This window comes from Desulfoluna spongiiphila, from assembly GCF_900101345.1.
Taxonomy (GTDB): Bacteria; Desulfobacterota; Desulfobacteria; order Desulfobacterales; family Desulfolunaceae; genus Desulfoluna; species Desulfoluna spongiiphila.
In genome coordinates this window covers 121,817-140,863 of record NZ_FMUX01000008.1, presented here as the reverse complement: position 1 = coordinate 140,863, position 19,047 = coordinate 121,817, and the positions used below count along the sequence as shown (strand labels likewise).

At 59.9% G+C, this 19,047-nt stretch carries 15 protein-coding genes; 2 read left to right on the top strand and 13 right to left on the bottom strand.

What is annotated here, in order from left to right; translation table 11 throughout:
- Positions 1 to 182 precede the first annotated feature (182 nt).
- From BLQ12_RS12465 to BLQ12_RS12435, 6 genes are all read right to left on the bottom strand, one after another.
- The gene (locus tag BLQ12_RS12465) at positions 183 to 1,181 is read right to left on the bottom strand and encodes an aldo/keto reductase (RefSeq protein WP_092210985.1); all 999 of its coding nucleotides are present in this window, start codon (positions 1,179 to 1,181) and stop codon (positions 183 to 185) included.
- 13 nt (positions 1,182 to 1,194) lie between these two features.
- Positions 1,195 to 1,620 (bottom strand): tetratricopeptide repeat protein, encoded by a 426-nt coding sequence (locus BLQ12_RS12460; RefSeq protein WP_092210984.1) that lies wholly within the window; start codon positions 1,618 to 1,620, stop codon positions 1,195 to 1,197.
- Positions 1,621 to 1,679: 59 nt separating this feature from the next.
- Positions 1,680 to 3,980, bottom strand: coding sequence for a PBP1A family penicillin-binding protein (locus tag BLQ12_RS12455; protein WP_092210983.1), 2,301 nt, complete (start codon positions 3,978 to 3,980; stop codon positions 1,680 to 1,682).
- 246 nt (positions 3,981 to 4,226) lie between these two features.
- On the bottom strand, positions 4,227 to 4,841 hold the full coding sequence (locus tag BLQ12_RS12450; protein WP_092210982.1) for a trimeric intracellular cation channel family protein: 615 nt from the start codon (positions 4,839 to 4,841) through the stop codon (positions 4,227 to 4,229).
- 106 nt (positions 4,842 to 4,947) lie between these two features.
- A complete protein-coding gene (locus BLQ12_RS12445; RefSeq protein ID WP_092210981.1) occupies positions 4,948 to 5,493 on the bottom strand; it encodes a YaeQ family protein in 546 nt (181 codons plus the stop codon).
- Between the two features lie 864 nt (positions 5,494 to 6,357).
- Positions 6,358 to 6,924, bottom strand: coding sequence for a flavodoxin family protein (locus BLQ12_RS12435; protein WP_092210979.1), 567 nt, complete (start codon positions 6,922 to 6,924; stop codon positions 6,358 to 6,360).
- A gap of 855 nt (positions 6,925 to 7,779) precedes the next feature.
- Here BLQ12_RS12435 and BLQ12_RS12425 point away from each other — a divergent pair.
- Positions 7,780 to 8,988 (top strand): MFS transporter, encoded by a 1,209-nt coding sequence (locus BLQ12_RS12425; RefSeq protein WP_092210977.1) that lies wholly within the window; start codon positions 7,780 to 7,782, stop codon positions 8,986 to 8,988.
- A gap of 272 nt (positions 8,989 to 9,260) precedes the next feature.
- Here BLQ12_RS12425 and dctP read toward each other — a convergent pair whose 3' ends face one another.
- The 6 genes from dctP to BLQ12_RS12395 form a co-directional block, all read right to left on the bottom strand.
- Positions 9,261 to 10,259: a TRAP transporter substrate-binding protein DctP gene (gene dctP, locus BLQ12_RS12420; RefSeq protein WP_092210976.1), complete on the bottom strand. Its 999-nt coding sequence runs from the start codon at positions 10,257 to 10,259 to the stop codon at positions 9,261 to 9,263.
- Between the two features lie 122 nt (positions 10,260 to 10,381).
- Positions 10,382 to 11,686 carry a TRAP transporter large permease gene (locus tag BLQ12_RS12415; protein WP_217640299.1) on the bottom strand — a complete coding sequence of 435 codons (1,305 nt, stop codon included), beginning with the start codon at positions 11,684 to 11,686 and terminating at the stop codon, positions 10,382 to 10,384.
- Entirely contained in the window at positions 11,674 to 12,168 is a 495-nt protein-coding gene (locus BLQ12_RS12410) for a TRAP transporter small permease (RefSeq protein ID WP_092210975.1), read from the bottom strand. The genes BLQ12_RS12415 and BLQ12_RS12410 overlap by 13 nt, the downstream gene beginning before the upstream one ends.
- Positions 12,169 to 12,181: 13 nt before the next feature.
- Complete coding sequence (locus tag BLQ12_RS28020; protein ID WP_092210974.1) at positions 12,182 to 13,603, bottom strand: NAD(P)/FAD-dependent oxidoreductase; 1,422 nt, start codon at positions 13,601 to 13,603, stop codon at positions 12,182 to 12,184.
- On the bottom strand, positions 13,600 to 13,899 hold the full coding sequence (locus BLQ12_RS12400; RefSeq protein ID WP_092210973.1) for a (2Fe-2S)-binding protein: 300 nt from the start codon (positions 13,897 to 13,899) through the stop codon (positions 13,600 to 13,602). Before BLQ12_RS12400 ends, BLQ12_RS28020 begins: the two co-directional genes overlap by 4 nt.
- A complete protein-coding gene (locus tag BLQ12_RS12395; protein WP_092210972.1) occupies positions 13,892 to 15,013 on the bottom strand; it encodes an NAD(P)/FAD-dependent oxidoreductase in 1,122 nt (373 codons plus the stop codon). The genes BLQ12_RS12400 and BLQ12_RS12395 overlap by 8 nt, the downstream gene beginning before the upstream one ends.
- Before the next feature lie 408 nt (positions 15,014 to 15,421).
- Between BLQ12_RS12395 and BLQ12_RS12390 the strand changes: the two genes are divergently transcribed.
- A complete protein-coding gene (locus tag BLQ12_RS12390; protein ID WP_092210971.1) occupies positions 15,422 to 17,305 on the top strand; it encodes a sigma-54-dependent Fis family transcriptional regulator in 1,884 nt (627 codons plus the stop codon).
- Between the two features lie 597 nt (positions 17,306 to 17,902).
- On the opposite strand, the gene BLQ12_RS12380 is transcribed toward BLQ12_RS12390, so the two are convergent.
- A complete protein-coding gene (locus BLQ12_RS12380; RefSeq protein ID WP_092210969.1) occupies positions 17,903 to 18,736 on the bottom strand; it encodes a CvfB family protein in 834 nt (277 codons plus the stop codon).
- Positions 18,737 to 19,047: the final 311 nt, after the last annotated feature.

Below are 19,047 nucleotides of genomic sequence, written 5' to 3'. Positions count from 1 at the left end.
CCTCGTTCCTCGGGTCACTGTGTTGCGGCATTTTTTTTGGGGAATTTCGACTTGCGAGGCCGGTCGGTGATTCGTCGGGTGCGCGTGCGCACCGAAAACCGTTCAACCTACCGATATTGAGATGTTTTGTGGTTCCCGCTTAACCATAAATCCCCCGGCAGGGCCGCCGGAGGCTTGAGCTGTCAGTTCCAGGCAAGGCCTTTCCTGAAGGCCCAATACGCTTCCGGTGACTCGGCAAGGGGAGCCAGGGCCTCTTCGGCTTCTGCGTCCCACGCCACGTCAAGGGCCTTGAGGTTGGAGAGGAGATGCTCCGTGGTGGTGGCTCCGCTTAAGACCACATCCGCCCAGGGCTTGGAGAGGAGCCAGGCCATGGCAAGGGCGTCTATGCTGCATGAGAGGCGCTCGGCCTGGGTGGCCAGCATGGTGGTTTGGCGGGAAAACCCGGGGTGGGTGTTTCGATCGGTGAGCCTGCCGTTGGCAAGGGCTTCTTTGATGATGATCCCCATGCCCGCATCCGATGCCTCGGCAAGGGCGGTCTGGGCGGAAGGCTCCAAAAGGTTGCAGGTGGCCTGCACTGCATCGAAGAGGGGCAAGCCGTCGAACCGGATCTTCCGGGCTTCGGCAAGGGTCCGGGCCTGGAGAGGGCCGCTTAGGGAGAGCCCCATGAGGACCCCGTGGGCCTGTTTTGCCTCGAAGAGGAGGGCAAGGAGCCGGGTATCGGTAAGGACCCCGCTTTCAAGGGTGGCGGAGTGGATCTGGTAGAGGTCGAGGTGCTTTCCAAGAAGGGCCCTGCTCTCCTCCCACTGGGAAGAAAAATGGTCCAGGGTGTGCTCCTTGATTTCGTGGTGGGTGGCCGTGACCTGCCAGTCCGCCGTGTAGCGGTATCCCCATTTGGACCCCACCGCCACCTCTTTCTCCGGGATGTGTCTTGCATCCAGCCAGGATGCTAAAAAGGCTTCCGCCTTTCCATAGGAACGCGCCGCGTCCACATAGCGGATTCCCTTTTCCCAGGCCGCATCCAATACGGCGTGGGCGTTGGCTTCCATGCCTGCCACGTCGGCGCGCCCGGCAAGGTCCGTGCCGTGGCCCAGGTTGATGTACCCGGGCCGTCCCAGGGCCGCCAGCCCCAGCCCCATGGGCGAGACAAGGCATCCCGTGTGTCCCAATGGCTTCAGCTTCATGGTGCTCACCCTCCTATTTGTTTTCTTCGATGCGCCTCTTCTGATCCCTGGCCCGTGATGTCCAGGTGCGATCCCGTCTCAGATAGATTTCTGCCAACTTGTTGAACCGCGCTGCCTGGGCATAGTTGTTTTTTGCGATCCAGGCTTCGGCCAGATAGTAGTAGCCGGGTCCGTCCGACGGGTTGATACCCACGGCCTTTTCCAGAAGCCTCAAGGCCCCGTCCGCGTCACCCTTCTCCAGCAGCTCGTACCCCCGTGCCGTGAGGCTGTGGGAGGCCATGGTCCTGGAGTCGGTGTACCCGCGCGCTTTGTCCGGGGGGGCAACAAGCTCCGGTGCGGGCAGGCTTCCGTCCGGGGCAGGTCCCCGCCCCGTGGCGCAACCGGCCCCCAGGATGATGAGGGAGAAAAACAGAAAAAAAGTCTTTGTATTCAATGGCATGATACGTCTCTTTCGTGCGTTGGTTCAGCTTTTTGGGGCGGCGTGCGCCCCGGCCCTGATCAGTTGAAGAGCCCTTTGACCCCTCGGCCCATGCGATCCCACAGGGAGGCTTTGCCGTGGATGGGGCAGGTCTCATCCGGGGTGTTGGATTCAAGGAAATATTCATCGTAGACGTCCGGGCACTTAAGTCCCGCGGCACGTTTGCCGCTCTCCCGGCACACCTTGACCGTCACCACGTCCGGGGGCGGGCTGAAGGCGTTGCCCGAGATGTACCCGGGCAGGGCCGAGACCAGTTCCGCCCAGATGGGCAGGGCTGCGGTGCCGCCGGTGGCGTAGATGGGGTTGTTGTTGTCGAACCCCACCCAGACCAGGGCCAGGAGATCCGGGGTGTAGCCCACGAACCAGGCGTCCCGGTAGTTGTTGGTGGTGCCTGTCTTGGCAGCCACGGGAAAATCGATGCCGTAACGCGCCAGGGATCGCCCGGTGCCGTTTTTAACGGTCCCTTCCAGCATGGAGGTGATGAGGAAGGCCTCCCCCGGGGAGAGGACCGAGTCGATCTGCATGTGGCGTCCCACCAGCAGCTCGTCGTTTTCATCCACCACATCCTTGAGGGAAAGGGGGAACGGCTGAATGCCGTCTGAGGCGAACACGGCGTAGGCCCGTGCCAGGTCCATGGGGACCACCTCCGAGGCGCCCAGGACCATGGAGGGCCAGGGAGCCACGGGCGTGGAGAAATGAAAGGCCTCCAATTTTTTGAGGGCCTCCTTGAGCCCGCCCCGGACCAGCATGTCCACGGCGGCCCGGTTGCTGGAGATCCTCAGCATGTCCCGCACGGAGAGCTGTTTTTCAGACTCTTCGCTGAAGTTTTTCGGGGTCCAGGTCTTGCCGTCCACCACGTAGTCGGTCTTCTCGTTGGAGAGGAGGTCCGAAGGGGTAAACTGATCCAGGAGCACCGAGGCCACCACGGGCTTGAAGCAGCTGCCGGGCTGGCGTTTGGCATGGGTGGCCCGGTTGAACTGGCTGACGCGGTAGTCCCGCCCGCCCACCATGGCCAGGATGTTTCCCGTGCGGGGCTGGAGCACCACGATGGCTCCCTGGAGCCTCTTTTCAGGGTCGTTGCGCCGGAGCTTGGGGTTGTTTTTTTCCAGCCGGGACAAGCCCCGCTCCAGGGCGCGCTCTGCGGCCTTCTGCACCTGGGTGTCAAGGGTGGTGTAGATGGAAAAACCCAGGCTGGTCAGGATGGTTGACGGGTAGAGTTCCCGGAGCTGGGACGACACGTAATCAAGGAAGTACGGGGCTTTCTGGCTGTAAGCCTGGAACCCGGCGACGGTGAGGGGCTCTTCGGATGCGGCCCGGCGCTCTTCTTCGGTGATCCAGCCGTTTTTCTGCATGGAAGCCAGCACCACGTTGCGCCGCTTTCGGCTTCGCTCCATGTTTTTGTACGGGGAGTAGAGGTTCGGGCCCTTGATGAGCCCCGCGATGGTGGCCGATTCAGCCAGGGTGAGGTCCTGTACCCGTTTGTTGAAGTAGAACCTGGCCGCCTCCCCTGCCCCGTTCACCGAGGCCGATCCCTTCTGCCCGAAATAGATCTCGTTTAAATAGATGCCGAGGATCTCCTCTTTCTCGTATTTAAGCTCAATGGCAAGGGAGATGAAGAGTTCGTTCAGCTTTCGGGTAAAGGTGCGCTCGGGGGTGAGAAAATAATTTTTGGCCAGCTGCTGGGTCAGGGTGGAGCCGCCCTGACGGATGGCGCCGTGTTTCAGGTTGGTGTAGACGGCCCGCAAGATGCCCCGGGGGTCGATGCCGTGGTGGGTATAAAATCGCGAGTCCTCAGCAGACATCACCGCATGCTGGAGGCTTTCGGGGATTTCGTCGATGGGCACCACCTGCCGGATCTCGCGCTCTTTGCCGAAGTACCGCATGAGCACCTCGGGCTCCAGCTCCAGGATGGGGATCTCCTGGCCGGAGTCTCTGCGGGCCATGGAGGCGATGGTGCCCCGTTTAAAGGTCAGGACCGCCGGGAAACCGTAACGGATTTTGCCCGGGACGGTGAGGTCGTTGAGATAGATCTCAAGGCCGTCTGACGTGGGGCGGTAATACCCTTTTTTTGTGGGGGAACCCGCCGATTCGCGGTATCCGATGCCGGTGAGTTTTTCGCGAAGGGAGGGCCAGTGAATGTTGCGCCCGGGGTAGAGCAAGGTGGTGTCCGAGTAGATCACCGACGGAATCTGCCATCTCCGCCCGGAAAACCGCTTTTCAACCCGTCCCGTTAAATGCCAGCAATAAAGTGAAGCGATCAGGAAGCCTGAAATACCTGCCACCAGGCCGACCTTGATCAGTCTTTTTATCCAGAGAATCATACAACCAAGCCTGAGTCATGAAGGAACACCCGCCGATGCCGCAAAGCCCCTCGGGGCCCGGCCCCGTACGGGAGACGGTGGGCTTGAACCATGCCGCACAGGCAACTCCTGCGCTGGCTGGGATGCCCGGCGTGCAGGGCACTCCGGGCCGCGTTACGGTTCAAGACCCGCTCTTGAATGCAGGTATCATAATCGAAGCTTGGACGAATGAACAGGGCCGAGTTGTGTTGGCCCGGAAGCCGGGGCTCAGTCCATCTGGGTGTAGTTGAATTTCGGGACCTCAAGGTTGTAATAAATGGCCAGGAGCCGCAGGGAAAATCCCGTCCCCAGGGTGATGAGGATCACCGAGATCTCAGGCAGCCCCTGTGCATGAAGGATCAGGAACAACCAGGCCGAGACGATGGAGACACCGGCGTACACCTCTTTTTGAAAGACCAGGGGAATGTCCCGGCACAGCACATCCCGGATCACGCCACCGGACACCCCGGTGATCACTCCCATGATGGAGGCCACGATGAACCCGTGGCCCAGGGCCAGGGTCATGCGCACCCCGATGATGGTGAAGGTCACCAGGCCCAGGGCGTCCAGCACAAGAAAGACCCGATGGAAATACTTCATGAAGGGGGACAAAAGGATGGTGATTAGCGCCGCGCAGGTGGTGATGACAATGTATTCGGGGTGCCCCACCCAGGAGATGGGGTGGTTGCCCAAAAGGACGTCCCGGATGTTGCCCCCGCCGATGGCCGTGGCACAGGCGATGATAATTACCCCGAATACGTCCATTTTCTTTGTGCCCGCTTTCAAGGCCCCGGTGATGGCCTCCACGGTGATGCCCAGTATGTAAAGATGGTGCAGGATCATGTGTCGTTCACTCCTTTCAAGCGCTGATCAATTTCCAAAAAACGCAGGAGATAAACATGAAACTGCGGGATGTGTCAATGGATGAATATAAAAATGATGAAAACCGTCAAGACGCCTGTTTCCAGACTGCGGGAGGGACCTGAAGGGTCGTGTCGCCGGCGGTGAACCACAAGTCCCCGTCATCGATGGTTGCCTGGATGGTCATGGTGCGTCGGGCCATGGCCTCAAAGTCCGTCCCTTCCGGAAGCGGAAGGTAGAGCACGGTGAGGTTGTCACAACGGCATAGGGCCTCCCGGTTTTTCTGCCACCAGGGCTCGGCCTTGTGATCCCCGTAGCCCACAATCACAACCTCTCCCGCCCTTCCGCAGGCCTTGCGGATTCGCTTCTCATCGGGCTGGCCCAGCTCGACCCAGAGATCGATATCCCCCTGGGGACTCATTTTCCAGAGCTCGGGCTCGCTGTCCGTGCTGAGCCCCCGGGTAAAGGCCAGCCCCTCGTCGGCGAACAGGGCAAAGGCCATGAGGCGGATCATCATCCGTTCGGCGGTTTCAGACGGGTGCTTTGCCACGGTGAGGGCATAGGTCTCGTAATGGTGCCGGTCGAGATCGCTGACCTCAAGTTCGGCTTTGTAAATGGTCGCTTTAAGTGCCAAAATATTTTCCTGTGTTTATGATAAATAGTCAGCTCGATCTTGCCTTCAATGGTCAAAGTACATGGAAGAAAGCCTTCTATGGTTAAAGTGCGTAGAAAAGCCTGCCTCCGGCGGCGAGGTGAGCCACCTCGAAAGCAGGTAGCGAATGCGCTTTCCCCTTCGTTCCTCAGGGAAAATCACATTCGCCTCTGATTCAGATCAAACTGAATTGTTTTTAAGACCTGTTTGGCAACCTTTTTAAAAGGTTGGCCCCCGGCAGGGCCGCCGGAGGCATCTTTAACTTGACTGCCTCCGGCGGCAAGGGTGGCGAAGCCACTTAGGCTAAAACACCTTGAAAGCTGGTTGCAGATGCGCTTCGCCCCTCGTTCCTCGGGGCAAATCAGCCTTGATCATCGTTAAGGCCACCTTCCCGTTTATCGCATCACCCGCATCATGAATCCCGGCAGTATCCCATAACCAATATGGGTTCCCGCCTTCGCGGGAAAGACGGTACAGAGTGTGATGCCCTTCGCACCTCCTCGTCTTCCCCGGCTGCCCGGGAAAAGGGGCCGGTTGAACCGTTTTGTTGTCCGGCACTTGCCACCTTTCGTATCGTCAAGTGACCGGGGACCCATGCCCGGAATGACATGTTCCGTCTGTAGTATGGCGACCAAAGGTAATTCGCGGTTTTTATGGTCCTGGCCGAAACGATGACTAAGGCCGGCAAATCACATCCGCCTTTGATCCAAAGATAACTCTGGACTCATTTGTTAAAACCGGTTTATGAAACTTTCTTGTCGCGCCGTAGCCCTTGGGCGAAGGCGGATCAAAAGTTTAGCTCCCGGCAGGGCCCCCGGAGGCCTACGCTGAATAGTTACATCTTCTTTATTTCACCATGGCGCGGGCAAAGGCCAGGGCGCGCTCTTTGGCATCTTCGGGCCTCTGGCCGTCGATGGTGCAGCCGCCGATGAACAGGTCCCCTGCATCCTCTGCCTTGTAGAAGGAGCGCAGACGCCCAAAAGCCGTAAAGAGGGGCTCAACGTTGTTGTCGTACTGGCCACCCCCGGTGACGAGCAGGGCCTGGCTTTTGCCTTCCACAAGGGAGGTATGCTTCGGGGTGTGGAATCCGCTTACCAGGCTCCAGCTGCGATCCATGAGGGCCTTGACCTGGGCGGTGAATCCCCAGAAGTAGGCCGGAGAGGTGAAGAGGGTGACGTCGGCGGCGATCATTTTTTCAAGGACCCCTTCGGCGTCGTCCTTCTGGATGCAGTCGATGGCTTTGGTGTTCTCTTTGCACTTTGCGCACCCCAGGCACCCGTTGATTTTTTTGTTTCCGAGGTCCACACGCTCCACCTCGTGGCCCAGGGCCTTTAACTCCTCTTCCACCCATCCCAAGATACAGGCTGTGTTGCCCTTTTTCCGTGCGCTGCCGAGCAAGGTCAAAATTTTCATTTAACACCTCAATAACTTTTTGTAACAAGTTGTAATTATGTCTTTCATGGTGATTTATTGCTGCAATCAGGGGGCCTGCCCCCACTAACGGTATGTTGCCACTATTCAGCTTATGCCTCCGGCGGTGCTGCCGGGGTCTAACCATAAAGATCGACCGAAACGGAGCGCCGCACTCCGGTGCGGCTTTTGTGGCCGTCGTTACCCGTGCCGCACGGGAGTGCGGCGCTCCAGGGTCAAGGGTGTTCGGGGGGTGATGTAAATAGGCCGATGGCCCAAACGATGATCAAGACTAAAGTTTGTTTGAAAGGCGGATGTGATTTTCCCCGAGGAACGAGGGGCAAAGCGCATTCGCAACCTGTTTTCGAGGTGGCACACCTCGCCGTCGGAGGCAGCCAGGTTAAAGACGCCTCCGGCGGCCCTGCCGGGGGCCAAGCTTTTGCCTGATCTATAAAAAGCGGGTTTGACAAACAGGTTTTGCTCAATTTCACAGAAGCCTTCGCGGAAGCTCTCACCCTGAGAAACGAAGGGGGAGGGCTTTCGCAACCTGGGGTCCTGGGGATCATCCCCTGGCCGCCGGAGGCAGGTTTTTCCTGGCCACTTTAACCATAGAAGGCAGCTTTTTAAGAGCTGAATAGTTACGGTCTGTTTTAGCAGGCGGTGGAAAAAAAACAAGCGGGTATGTTCCGGGCCCGCGGGAAAACGGCCGCCTTTGACTGCGGTCGGGCAGTTGCTTGTGAGGGCACGCGGAGCATCATGCTTTACATCCCTTTGGAAAGCCTGTAAGCCAAGACTTTACGCCGGACCCTTCCGTGGTTTCGGTCCCTTGCCATATTCTTGAGTTGGACGGATTTACCCATGCCCCGAAGTCACACCTCCGCTGTCGGATTCAGGAGCACCCTGCCCTGGATTTTCATCATCACAGCCATGTATTTCCTGAGCTTTTTTGCCCGGAGCATCCTCTCCCCCCTGCTGGTGCCCATGGAAAGCGCTTTTGCCACCTCCCATGCCGAAACCGCAGGACTCATGCTCTTTCTCTCCCTGGGATTCGGCTCGGCCCTGGCCCTGGCGGGGATCGTCTCCAGCAGGATACGCCATCGCAACGTGCTGGTTATGGCCATCGTGACCCTGGGTGTCTCCCTGCTGCTCCTGGCCAAGGCCCCCGGGCTTATGACGGCGCGCCTTGCTTTTTTCATCTTCGGCGTCGGCTCCGGCCTCTATCTTCCCAGCGGCATGGCCACCCTGGCCTCGGTGGCCGACGGACGGTTCTGGGGGCGGGCCATCGCCATCCACGAGCTGGCCCCAAACATCGCCTTTATCATAGCCCCGGTGGCCGTGGAGGCGGCCCTTGGCGTGGTGGACTGGCGGGGCATCCTCATGGCCATGGGACTGGCCTGCTTTCTGGGGAGCGCCCTCTTCCTGAAGTTCGGGCGCGGCGGTGATGAGTACGGCACCGCCCCCGACACCGAAACGCTGCCCCTGATGATAAAACGGCCCGCCTTCTGGGCCATCATGGTCCTGATCGGCCTGGGCGTGGGCTTGGAGTCCGGTCCGTACAGCCTTACCCCCTTGTTTCTCGTGAGCGAAAAAGGCATGACCCCGTCTGCGGCCAACCACCTGCTCTCCTCCTCTCGGCTTATCACGCCCTTTATGGCCCTTGCCGGGGGCTGGCTGGCCGATCGGGTACGGATCCCGTGGATCCTCATCGGCACCATCACCGGCAGCGCCGCTTCCCTCACAGGCATGGGGTTCCTGGACGGAACGGGTTTGAGCGTCGCCATCATGGTGCAGGCCTCCATGCCGGCCCTTATGTTTCCGGCTGTCTTCAAGTCCGTCACCGAAGTCTTCGGCGTCAAAGAGCAGTCCCTGGTGCTTTCCCTTACCATGCCCGTGGCCGTTTTTGTCGCCCTGGGTGTCATCCCCACCCTCCTTGGCTGGTGCGGAGACAGGGGCCACTTCGGCTACGGATTTGCCGCCGTGGGGGCCATGACCCTCTTTGCCTTAGGCGCCCTGCCCTTTCTCAAAAAACAAGCCTCCGGCGGCGAGGTGAGCCACCTCGAAAGCTGATTGCATAAGGTATGACGGTGGTTTGTTTCCAGGCGGAGCCTGGGAACGAGGGAACACCGCTTGTCGTTGATACGGGCGAAGCCCGCCAGCGAATGTGATCGGCCTGAGGATCCGCCAACGCCTGTGCCTGTGTGTCACCTCTCAACCAACGTCATCGGGCTACGGTGCGACAAACGAAGGCCGCGAGCATTCGCGAACCTAAAAAGCCCCGGGCATCTGCCCGGGGCTTTTTTTATGTGACATGGATCCCGGTGGGGATCGGAGAGTCTTGGTTATTTGATGATGGCATCCAGGACGCTCTGGCCCCAGGCTTTGCCCACGTCTTTCAAGACCACGGGCCAGACCTTGGTCTGGATTTTTTTGGCGATGGCGGCGATCTCGGCATCGCTGATGGCAACGATCTGGGCGCCGCTGTCCGCCAGGCGTTTTTCATTGGCCTTCTGGTCTGCTTCGGCGGCGTCCCACCTGCGCTGCTCGAACTCGGCGGCCACCTGCTTCAGTTGCGCCTGCAGTTCAGGCGACAGGGTGTCGTAGAGTTCCTGGTTCATGATGAAATACCACACCTCAAAGTGGGTGTTGGCCGGGATGTAATACTTGGTCACGTCCCGGAAGGAGGCGTAGTAGCCTTCGGCACCGGAGCCGATGACCCCGTCCACCACGCCGGTCTGGACGGCGGTGAAGGCGTCGGAGAAGGGAATGGGGGTGCCCAGGTAGCCCGTGGTGTCGGCCATGAGCTGAAAGGTCTTCATGGGGGGCACGCGGAGCTTGATGCCCTTGGCCGCATCCGGGTCGCCCTGGGCCACGGGGGCGGTGTTGAGGGCGATGCCGCCGAAGTAGACGGGCCACGCAGCTATCAGTTTGATGCCCTGCTCTGCGTAGAGCATCTCAACGGTCCCCCGCAAGGGGGCGCCCGGGGAGTAGTTTTTCCGGGCCTGTTCCCAGTTTTTCACCATGTACGGGAAATAAGGCAGCTGAAAACGCTTGTCGGCTGCGGATGAGGGGGGCTGGCAGGCCATGTCCACGGCGCCCAGGCTGACCCTCTCCTGGACCACGGTGTAGTCACCCAGGGCGCTGGCCGGATAGACCTTGGTGCGGATCTTTTTGGCGGTGGTCTCCTTGATGGTGTCGGTGAACCATCTCAGGTCGTTGTCAATGGCCGTGCCCTGGGGACGAACATGGGAAATCTTCCAGGTGCGTGCCTCGGCTCCGCCGATCATCAACACGAAACACCCTGCCAGTGCCATGAGGCTGTACCTAAACGTCTTGGTCATTGCGTCACTCCTCCTACGTTGTTGCTTGCCTATCCCGGATATTTTATGAAAAACCCATGGATAAAAATCAATACGAAACGATTTTTGGTGCTTTCCGTGAAATATCCGGTCTAAACCCTTGATTAATATCCGAACAGTCCCGGGATGAACAGGGAAAGTTTCGGCCATAACGAGGTCAGAAAAACCACGGGGACATACCCGAAGATGATGAGGATCATCGCCGGCTTGATCACCTCTGAAAATTCCACTTTTCCGATGCGCATCCCGAGGTAGAGGATGCTGGCATAGGGAGGGGTCACTCCGCCCATGGCGGTGTTGACGCCCATGATGGCTGCAAATTGAACCGGGCTGACGCCGATGGCTCCCATAAGGGGCAGCAGCAGCGGGGCCAGCAGGATAATGGCGGTGATGTCGTTGACGATCATCCCCACGAAGAACAGAAGAAAGTTGATGAGGATAAGCAGCAGGACCTTGTTCTGGGTCACGGTGAAGATGCCCTCCACCAGGGCCTGGGGTACATCTTCCATGACAAAGATCTGGCTGAGCATCAGGCTGAAGACGATCATCACCATGATGGCGCCAACGGAGGTGGCCGAGTTTTTGGCGGCCTTGAAGAAGGTGTCGAAGGAGAGGCCCCGGTAGACGAGGAACCCCACGGGCAGTGCGTAGATTACGGCAACGGCCGCCGCTTCGGTGGGGGTCATGATGCCCCCGTAAATGCCGCCCAAAATGATCAGGGGCATGATGAGGGCCGGAATGGCCTTGGAGGTCAGGCTTACCCCTTCCCGAACGGCCTCCTCCACAGGCTTGGGCGGATCCAGCACCAGGGGAAATTTTCGGGCAAGGACCATGTTCACCACGGAAAAGAGAAAGGTGATGAGAAGGCCCGGCCCCATGGTGGCGAGAAAACAGGCGAGGATGGAGGTGTCGGTGACCCAGCCGTAGATGATCATGGTGACGCTGGGCGGGATCAACAGCCCCAGGATGGACGAGTTGGCCACCAGGGCCGTGGCATACCCCCTCGGGTACCCCTTGGCGTCCATCTCCGGGATGAGGATGGGGCCTGTGGCGGCCACACCGGTGAGCCCGCTGCCGGAGATGGCCCCGATGATGGCGCAGCTCACCGTGGCCACCACCCCCAAGCCGCCACGGATGCGGCCCACAAAGACATTGACGAAGCGCAGAAGGCTTGCGGCGATGCCGCTTTCACTCATGAGGGTCCCTGCAAAGACGAACAACGGGATACACAGGAGCACGGGGTTGGCCAGCTGGCTGAATCCCCAGACCATGGTGCCTTTCATGCTGGCGCCGCCCAGGCCCACCATGGTCATGAGGGCACCGCCGAAGCAAAACGGCAGGGGCACCCCGAAGCTCAGCATGAGGACAAGGAGCCCCAAAGCGATGAGAGAGACGGTTACGATTTCCATGCGAGCCTCCTTGCGGTATGGGAAAGGGCAATGAATTCCCGGGTGTTTTTCACGAGGTGCCAGGCGGTGTAGAGGGTCATGAGCGCCATGCCGAGGAAGAAGGCGCATTCGGCGTAGAAGGTGGGGATGTACAGGGTGGGGCTCTCCTTCCAGACCCTCAGGGCGTAGCGGAAGTAGTCCCAGGCCCAGTAGGTCAGCCAGATGGAGACCACAACGGACATGATATCGGCGATGATCCGCACCATCAGCCGTGATCGGGGGGTGCCCAGAAAAATATCCAGGACATTGGCCTTGATCTGGGTGTCTTCCCGGCTTGCGTTGACGCTGCCCAAAAAGTAGAGCCACAAGGTGGGATACACGAGGATCTCGTCCAGCCCCATCACCGGAAGCTCAAGGACATAGCGCATGACCACCTGGTAGAATTCCAGGGCAGCGACAACGGTGATCAGCGCAGTCAGCGTGTATTTGAACAGTTTTTCCATTCCACACTCCTTTTTATTTCTTGTCCAGCAACCAGTTGCCGCCGTCGGTGCCTGCGCTGAGGTCCATGGCGGCGATCTCCTCTAAGGGGATAGGTTTCAGCGGTGGCCGCACCGAGAGCTGCCCGGTGCGATGCGGGGAGATCTTAAGGGCCGAGCCCACCACCTCGGCCAGGGCCGGTCCGCACATACGTCCCTGGCAGGGGCCCATGCCGCAGCGTGTGATGATTTTAACCTCGTTGACGTCCCGGACGCCCTCCCCCACCACCTTGCGTACCTCGCCCACGGTGACATTTTCGCATCGGCACAGCACGGTGTCGTCCGTAAAGAGGAACTGCCCGGGCTGCGGTGCATACAGGGCATCGATGAAGGGACGGGGCCAGGCATCGTGCATTTTCGCCTTGCGGAGAGGAAGGGCACGGGTGTTGCGCTCCTCTTCGGAGAGGATGCCCAGGCAGCGGGCGATCTCCAGGGCGGCGAGTTCCCCTTTGTACCGGGCTGCCAGGGCCCCGGACACCCCGGCTCCGTCGCCTGCGGCAAAGACGCGCTCGAAATTGGTCCGCCCCCAGGGGTCACAGGCCGGAGTCCAGCATCGTTGACGCGGGTTCCACGCCATGCGGCATCCCATCTGCCGGAAGATGTGGGTGTTGGGGATGACCCCGAAGTGAAGCAGGAGCATGTCGGCCTTCAAGTGCAGGGTCTTGTCCCCGCAGACGGCTTCCACCGACTCCACGGCCTCCTCCCCCAGGGCGCGGATACCGGTCACCCCTTTGTAGTGGGAGACGCCGGAGCGCTTGATCTCCCGCATCATGAGGGCCCCTTTCAGGAGAAAATCAGACCGGAGCAGGGCCTGGGGAGCCCTGGGCAGGGCCCAGACAGAGGGAATCGTAGGGGTGGTTTCGAGGATGGCGGCAATGTTCACCCCTTTTTTGATCAGCAGGGAAGCTTCCAGGAGCAGCAGAGGGCCGCTTCCCGCAAGGACCACCCGTCCCGAAGGGGTGAGGCCGGCCTCCTTGGCCAGGTTGTTGGCGGCTCCCGCTCCCATGACACCGGGAAGGGTCCATCCGGGAATGGGCATGGGACGCTCCATGGCCCCGGTGGCGGCCACGATGTAGTTGGCCCGGATCCGCCGGGAGGCTCCGGCCTGGGAATAACAGACGGTGCCATCGGGCTCCACCTGCCACACGCTGGCCCCCGGTTCATGCCGGGCACCGCTTTTTCGAAATTCGTTGACCAGGTCAAGGCCCCGGCTGTAATCGGGGCCGAAAAGGGTGTGGGCCGCCTTGGGAGCCACCTCCACATGGCGGTAGATCTGCCCGCCCACCCGATGCTGCTCATCCAGGGTCAGGACATCAAGGCCCATCTCGGCAAGGGTTGCGCTTGCGGCAAGCCCGGCCGGTCCGGCACCGATGACGACGACATCGCAATGATGGTTCATGGGCAGTCTCCTTTGTCTTCCGGGTCAAGGTGGCGACGGATCACCATGCCCTCCCGGGCCTCGGTCATGCAGGCCTGGCGTTTCACCCCGTCTATCTCCATGAGGCACTCAAAGCAGACCCCCATGAGGCAGTGGGGGGCACAGGGCTTTCCGGACGACGGTGAGGTTCGGGAGATGATCTCACCGATGTCCAAAAGGCCTGCGGCCACGCTCACCCGGGCGGGAAGGTCCACGGCTCGGTCGTCCAGGATCACCGAGACCGTGTCGGGTCTCTTTTTTTTGTCGTGTTTAAACATGAAAGCGTCCGTTGCTGAAGTGAGAGATGATATCGTGTTCGCCCTCGTCCAGAATCCATGCGGCTATGTCGCTTGCCTGCAGGGGGGCCAGGGAGACGGCGCTGTGCAGGGCCAGGACCGTGATGTTCTCGTGGCCCGGGATCCGGCTGTAGATGGGGGCCCCGTCCGGGGTCATGACCCGGATCGCTCCCCATGAGCGGACCCAGTTGAGCTTGCCCAGCATGGGAAAGAGGCGGATGGCGTTTTGCGCCTGGGATTGCATGGCCTCGGGGGTGACCCGGGTGTCCAGGGCCGTGTCTTCCGACGAGAGGCCGATCATGAAGGTGCCGTCGGCGGTCTGGCGAACGCTGAGAAGGGGCACCCGAAGCAGGCGCTTGTGCCGCTCCGTGACCATGAGCTGGCCGCGCTGGGGGTAGATGGACAGCTTTTCCCCCAAAGGCGCCACCAGGCGGGTCGACCCGTGGCCGGAGGCGATGACCACCTTCTCGCACAGGTATTCACCCCGGGTGGTCGTCACCTTTACCGTTCCGTTTTTTTGGGGGACCACCTGCCGGGCGCTCTCGTCACCCCGGTACTCTCCGCCCTTTCTCTGGAAGGCGCACCGCATGGCCGCCAGAAGCTTCAACGGGTTCACGTGGCCTTGCTCTTCGGTGTACATGGCCCCTGAGACCTCGTCCCCAAGGGTCATGCCGGGCACAATGTCTGCGAACTCGGAGCGGTTCAGGATACGCACCGGGTAATCGAGCCCGGCCTCGGCGCAGGTGGCGGTGAGGCCGGCCACGGAGTCCGCATAGCCCTGGAGCTCGGCTTCCCCAAAGGCGTGGACGGCGCCTCCCGTCCATTCGAGTTCCACATCGTAGCCGGATTCTTCTTTGAGCTGGGCGGCAAACCCGGGCCATTGCTGTGCAGCCATACGGCACCACCGGGCATAGGCGGGGTTGCCGGTTCCTTTGCACATGAACCAGGTGAGCCCGAAGTTTCCGCGGGAGAGTCGCTGGCTGGGAAGCTGTTCGTCCAGGAGGATGACCCTGCCCGCGGCCCGGCGCATGAGGCCCAGGGCCGTGGCCGCACCGGAGAGCCCACCCCCGATCACGAGAATATCAACGGTTTTCATGGGGCACCTCCCGGGTTGGCCCCATGGGTGGCACGCATCGGCCAGGGGTTAAGCGTGGTGTCTTCATAGATCGTTGCACCCTTACATGGAATGTGAATCGGATTGACGTGCCCACCTGACGAAGCAAAGGGTGTACCAAGGCGTTAAACCGGAGCGTCAATGATTGGGCGTAAGGGCTTTTATTGACGGGGTATCGATTTATTTGACGGTGGGTGATTCCGGGGCGTGGGGTAGCGATTCCGGCCGGCTGAAGGGGTCAGACTGTTTCATTTTGAGAATCTCCCAGGGAGTGTGGGCTTGGAAGCGACTGTTTTTAAAGCGATAGGAAAGAATTGATTCAAAATGCGACATGTGTCAAAATGCGAATCATCGTGTTACCTCAATCCAAGAAGACACCCCGGGGGGCCCATGAAGCAAGGACAGATTCTCGGCGTCGATGAGATGCGAAGACAGATTGAACTATCCCACCGACGTTCAACGGTGCGGGGCATAGACCCCATCCTGCGCAACACCCGTCAGGCCCTCCTCTCCCCTGCCGAGCTCAAGGCGAAGCGGCAGGACAACGGGGATCTCCTGGACGTCTTGTTGCCCCAGTTTGAAGAGTTTTACAATTTTCTCTCCCCCAACGAGTTCGTTATCGCCGCCGTGGACCCCGACGGATACATTCTGCATATCGAGGGAAGCAGCAACCTCATCGAGAACGCCGCCAAACGGAACTGTATTCCCGGCTACCGGTGGACGGAAAAAGATGTGGGCACCACGGCCATCGCCCTGTGCCTGAAGCTCGAAAGCCCCATCCAGCTCATCGGGGACGAGCACTACTGCCGCCAGGCCCACGGCCTGACCAGCTCCACGGCCCCGGTGTTCGGCAAGGACCGGAAACTCATCGGCATCATTGCCGTATCGGGCCCCTCGGACAAAGCCCACCCCCACACCCTCTACATGGTCACCACCGCGGCCCGGGCCGCCGAACAGCAGCTCCGGGTGCTCCGGCGCAACAAAGAGCTGGCCTTGAACGTGCGGTTCCTGGACCAGGTCATCGCCACCTCCCGGACGGGGCTCATCATCATCAACAGCGGAAAGCAGATCTGGCGGGTGAATCGGAGGGGAGCGGAGATCCTGAAAATGGACAACTTGGAGGGCCAGCCCATTTCGTCCCTCAAGGGGTTGAAGATCGACCTGGATGATGTGCAGACACGGCCGGAATCCTGGGTGAACAAGGAGAGCCGCCTCAAGATCAACAACCAGACCCTGACCCTGATCCACACCGTGCAGCTGGTGATGTCCCCGGAAGGCGAGCGCCTTGGAGCCCTCATCACCTTCTCCGAGGTCAAGGAGATCTACAGGCTGGCAGACACCATTGCGGGTACCCGGGCCCATTTTACCTTCGACAGCCTGGTGGGCTCCTGCCCTCCCTTTGTGGATGCCCTGAACCTTGCCAAGAGAGCCGCTTCTTCAGACACCACCGTGCTGCTCCAAGGGGAGACCGGCACGGGCAAGGAGCTTTTTGCCCAGGCGATCCACAACCTGAGCGACCGGAGCCAGAACGCCTTTGTGCCCATCAACTGCGGGGCCATCCCCGCAAACCTTCTGGAGAGCGAGCTCTTCGGATACGTGGAGGGGACCTTTACCGGGGCCTCCAAGGGGGGCAAGCCCGGGAAATTCGAGCTGGCCAACACGGGCACCATCCTTCTCGACGAGATCGGAGACATGCCCCACAAGATGCAGGTGAAGCTCCTGCGGGTCCTCCAGACCGGCGAGGTGTACCGTATCGGGGCCGACAAGCCCGTGAAGATCAACACCCGCATCATCGCCAGCACCCACGTCAACCTCCTTGAGGCCATCCGCGAAGGCCGGTTCCGGGAGGACCTCTACTACCGCCTCAACGTCTTCCCCATCGCCATCCCCGCTCTAAACAAAAGAGGGCCGGAGGACATCCTTGCCCTGTCGGCCCTTTTTCTGGCGGAAAACGCCGATGATCCCCCCGGCCTCAGCCAGGATGCCCGGGACCTCCTTTGCTCACACCCCTGGCCCGGCAACGTCCGGGAGCTTGAGAACTGCATGCAGCGAGCCCTGCACCTCTGTGAAGGCAAAGAGTTGAGGCCGGAGCACCTGAGCCTCTCCCCTGCCCCGGCGGACAGGCCCACCCAGGCAGGCACCCTGGAAGAGATGAACCGGAAGATGATCCTGGACACCCTGGAGGCGACGGCCCACAACATGGCCCGCACCGCCAAGATCCTGGGGATCTCCCGGGCAACGCTCTATCGGAAGTTGAAACAATATGCCATGTGATACATGAGACTTGGTGCCTAAGCTACTGAAAGGAAAAGACTAATGTTTTTGCTGGGCTTTGGGCCTCAAGGAGCGCCACACTCCTGTGCGGCTTTATCATGTACCGAAGCGTATGCCGCACTGGAGTGCGGCGCTCCAGGTTGTTTTGTTCTACGGGGTATTTTTACAAATGCGGGTTTGGGGTGAAAAGCCATGGTTGCGGACACCTGCTTTCAAGGGGTTTTTGTCTCAGGCTTTGATCTCATCCGGTCCCTCGTGCGGCATGACGGCTTTGGCTGGGCGTGTCTTAAGGAGCGCCGCACGCCTGTGCGGCTTTTTTCGTGTACCGGAGCGTATGCCGCACCGGAGTGCGGCGCTCCAGGTTGTTTGGTGGCTCTACGGGGTATTTTTACAAATGCGGGGTTGGGATGAAAAAGCCACGGTTGCGGAAAGCTGCTTTCAAGGGGTCTTTGTCTCAGGCCTTGATCTCATCCTGTCCCTCGTGTGGCATGACGGCTTTGGCTGGGCGTGTCTTAAGGAGCGCCGCACGCCTGTGCGGCTTTTTCGTGTACCGAAGCGTATGCCGCACCGGAGTGCGGCGCTCCAAGTTGCTTGGATCTAATCCTCTTTCAGGCGAATGCCCGTATCGCTCAATTCGATGAAGCCTTTCTTGTAAAGCGCCCCCACCGTGCGTTTGAACTCTTTTTTGCTCATGGAAAAGATGCGTTTGATCTCCTCCGGGGTGCTTTTGTCGTGGCAGGCCACAAAGCCTCCGGCCTCCTCGAGGATCTCCAGTACGCGGTTCGCGGATCCGGCAACGGACTGGTAGCCCGGTTTTTTCAAGGTCAGGTCGATTTTTCCGTCCTCCCGGATGCGGGAGACGTACCCGGTGATCCGGTCACCGATGGCAACCTTTGAGAACACTTCGTTTCGGTAGAGGATGCCCAGGCATTCGTCGTCGATCACCGCCTGGATGCTCAGCTTGGTGATGCCGTAGATCAGGAGGGACACCTTCTGCCCCTCTTCCTGGCCCATGGAAAATTTTGAACAGTGCCGTCCCAGGCGCGTGGAGCCGAAGACCCTTCCGGTCTCCTCATCCAGGCTGACATACACCACATGCTTTTCCCCCACGGCCATGGGCTTCTGCTGCTCGCTCTTGGGCACCAGCAGGTCCTTTTCAAGGCCCCAGTCAAAAAAGGTCCCGAAGGGATTCACATCTTTCACCGTCAGCAGGGCGAAGTCCCCCACCATGGCTTTGGGGGTCAGGGTGGTTGCCACGGGGCGGTCTTCGGAGTCGGTGTAGACAAAGACGTTGATGCGGTCTCCCAGCTTAAAGCCTTCGGGTACATATTTGTTCGGGAGAAGCACCTGCTCCTCCCGGGTGTTGAGGTAGAAGCCGAATTCCATGTAGCGCTCGGCAACAAGTGAGTTCATCTGACCGATCTTGAGCATGTTTCTTTGTCCTTGAAAGCCGTAACCACCCTGAATAAAAGGCCCCCGGCGTTATGTTCCGTTTGATTCATACCGGCTCCACAGCCGGTCAGCCCCGTTACATATCAGCTATGGGCCACCGAATCGAGGGATTTGGCGAGGTTTTTTTCTTTTGTATGTATTTAGCTTAAAAAAGCCTCCGGCGGCCCTGCCGGGGGCTAAGCTTTTAAAAAGTTTAACAAACAGGTTTTAAAAGATCTTTTTAGGTGAATTTTACTTTAAAGGCGGATGTGAGTTGACCCGAGGAACGAGGGGCAAAACGCATCCGCAAC

Excerpts from the sequence above, each read along its gene's own strand:
- BLQ12_RS12465 (WP_092210985.1), bottom strand. The coding sequence starts at position 1,181 with ATGAAGCTGAAGCCATTGGGACACACGGGATGCCTTGTCTCGCCCATG.
- BLQ12_RS12460 (WP_092210984.1), bottom strand. The coding sequence starts at position 1,620 with ATGCCATTGAATACAAAGACTTTTTTTCTGTTTTTCTCCCTCATCATC.
- BLQ12_RS12455 (WP_092210983.1), bottom strand. The coding sequence starts at position 3,980 with ATGATTCTCTGGATAAAAAGACTGATCAAGGTCGGCCTGGTGGCAGGT.
- BLQ12_RS12450 (WP_092210982.1), bottom strand. The coding sequence starts at position 4,841 with ATGATCCTGCACCATCTTTACATACTGGGCATCACCGTGGAGGCCATC.
- BLQ12_RS12435 (WP_092210979.1), bottom strand. The coding sequence starts at position 6,924 with ATGAAAATTTTGACCTTGCTCGGCAGCGCACGGAAAAAGGGCAACACA.
- BLQ12_RS12425 (WP_092210977.1), top strand. The coding sequence starts at position 7,780 with ATGCCCCGAAGTCACACCTCCGCTGTCGGATTCAGGAGCACCCTGCCC.
- dctP (WP_092210976.1), bottom strand. The coding sequence starts at position 10,259 with ATGACCAAGACGTTTAGGTACAGCCTCATGGCACTGGCAGGGTGTTTC.
- BLQ12_RS12415 (WP_217640299.1), bottom strand. The coding sequence starts at position 11,686 with ATGGAAATCGTAACCGTCTCTCTCATCGCTTTGGGGCTCCTTGTCCTC.
- BLQ12_RS12410 (WP_092210975.1), bottom strand. The coding sequence starts at position 12,168 with ATGGAAAAACTGTTCAAATACACGCTGACTGCGCTGATCACCGTTGTC.
- BLQ12_RS28020 (WP_092210974.1), bottom strand. The coding sequence starts at position 13,603 with ATGAACCATCATTGCGATGTCGTCGTCATCGGTGCCGGACCGGCCGGG.
- BLQ12_RS12400 (WP_092210973.1), bottom strand. The coding sequence starts at position 13,899 with ATGTTTAAACACGACAAAAAAAAGAGACCCGACACGGTCTCGGTGATC.
- BLQ12_RS12395 (WP_092210972.1), bottom strand. The coding sequence starts at position 15,013 with ATGAAAACCGTTGATATTCTCGTGATCGGGGGTGGGCTCTCCGGTGCG.
- BLQ12_RS12390 (WP_092210971.1), top strand. The coding sequence starts at position 15,422 with ATGAAGCAAGGACAGATTCTCGGCGTCGATGAGATGCGAAGACAGATT.
- BLQ12_RS12380 (WP_092210969.1), bottom strand. The coding sequence starts at position 18,736 with ATGCTCAAGATCGGTCAGATGAACTCACTTGTTGCCGAGCGCTACATG.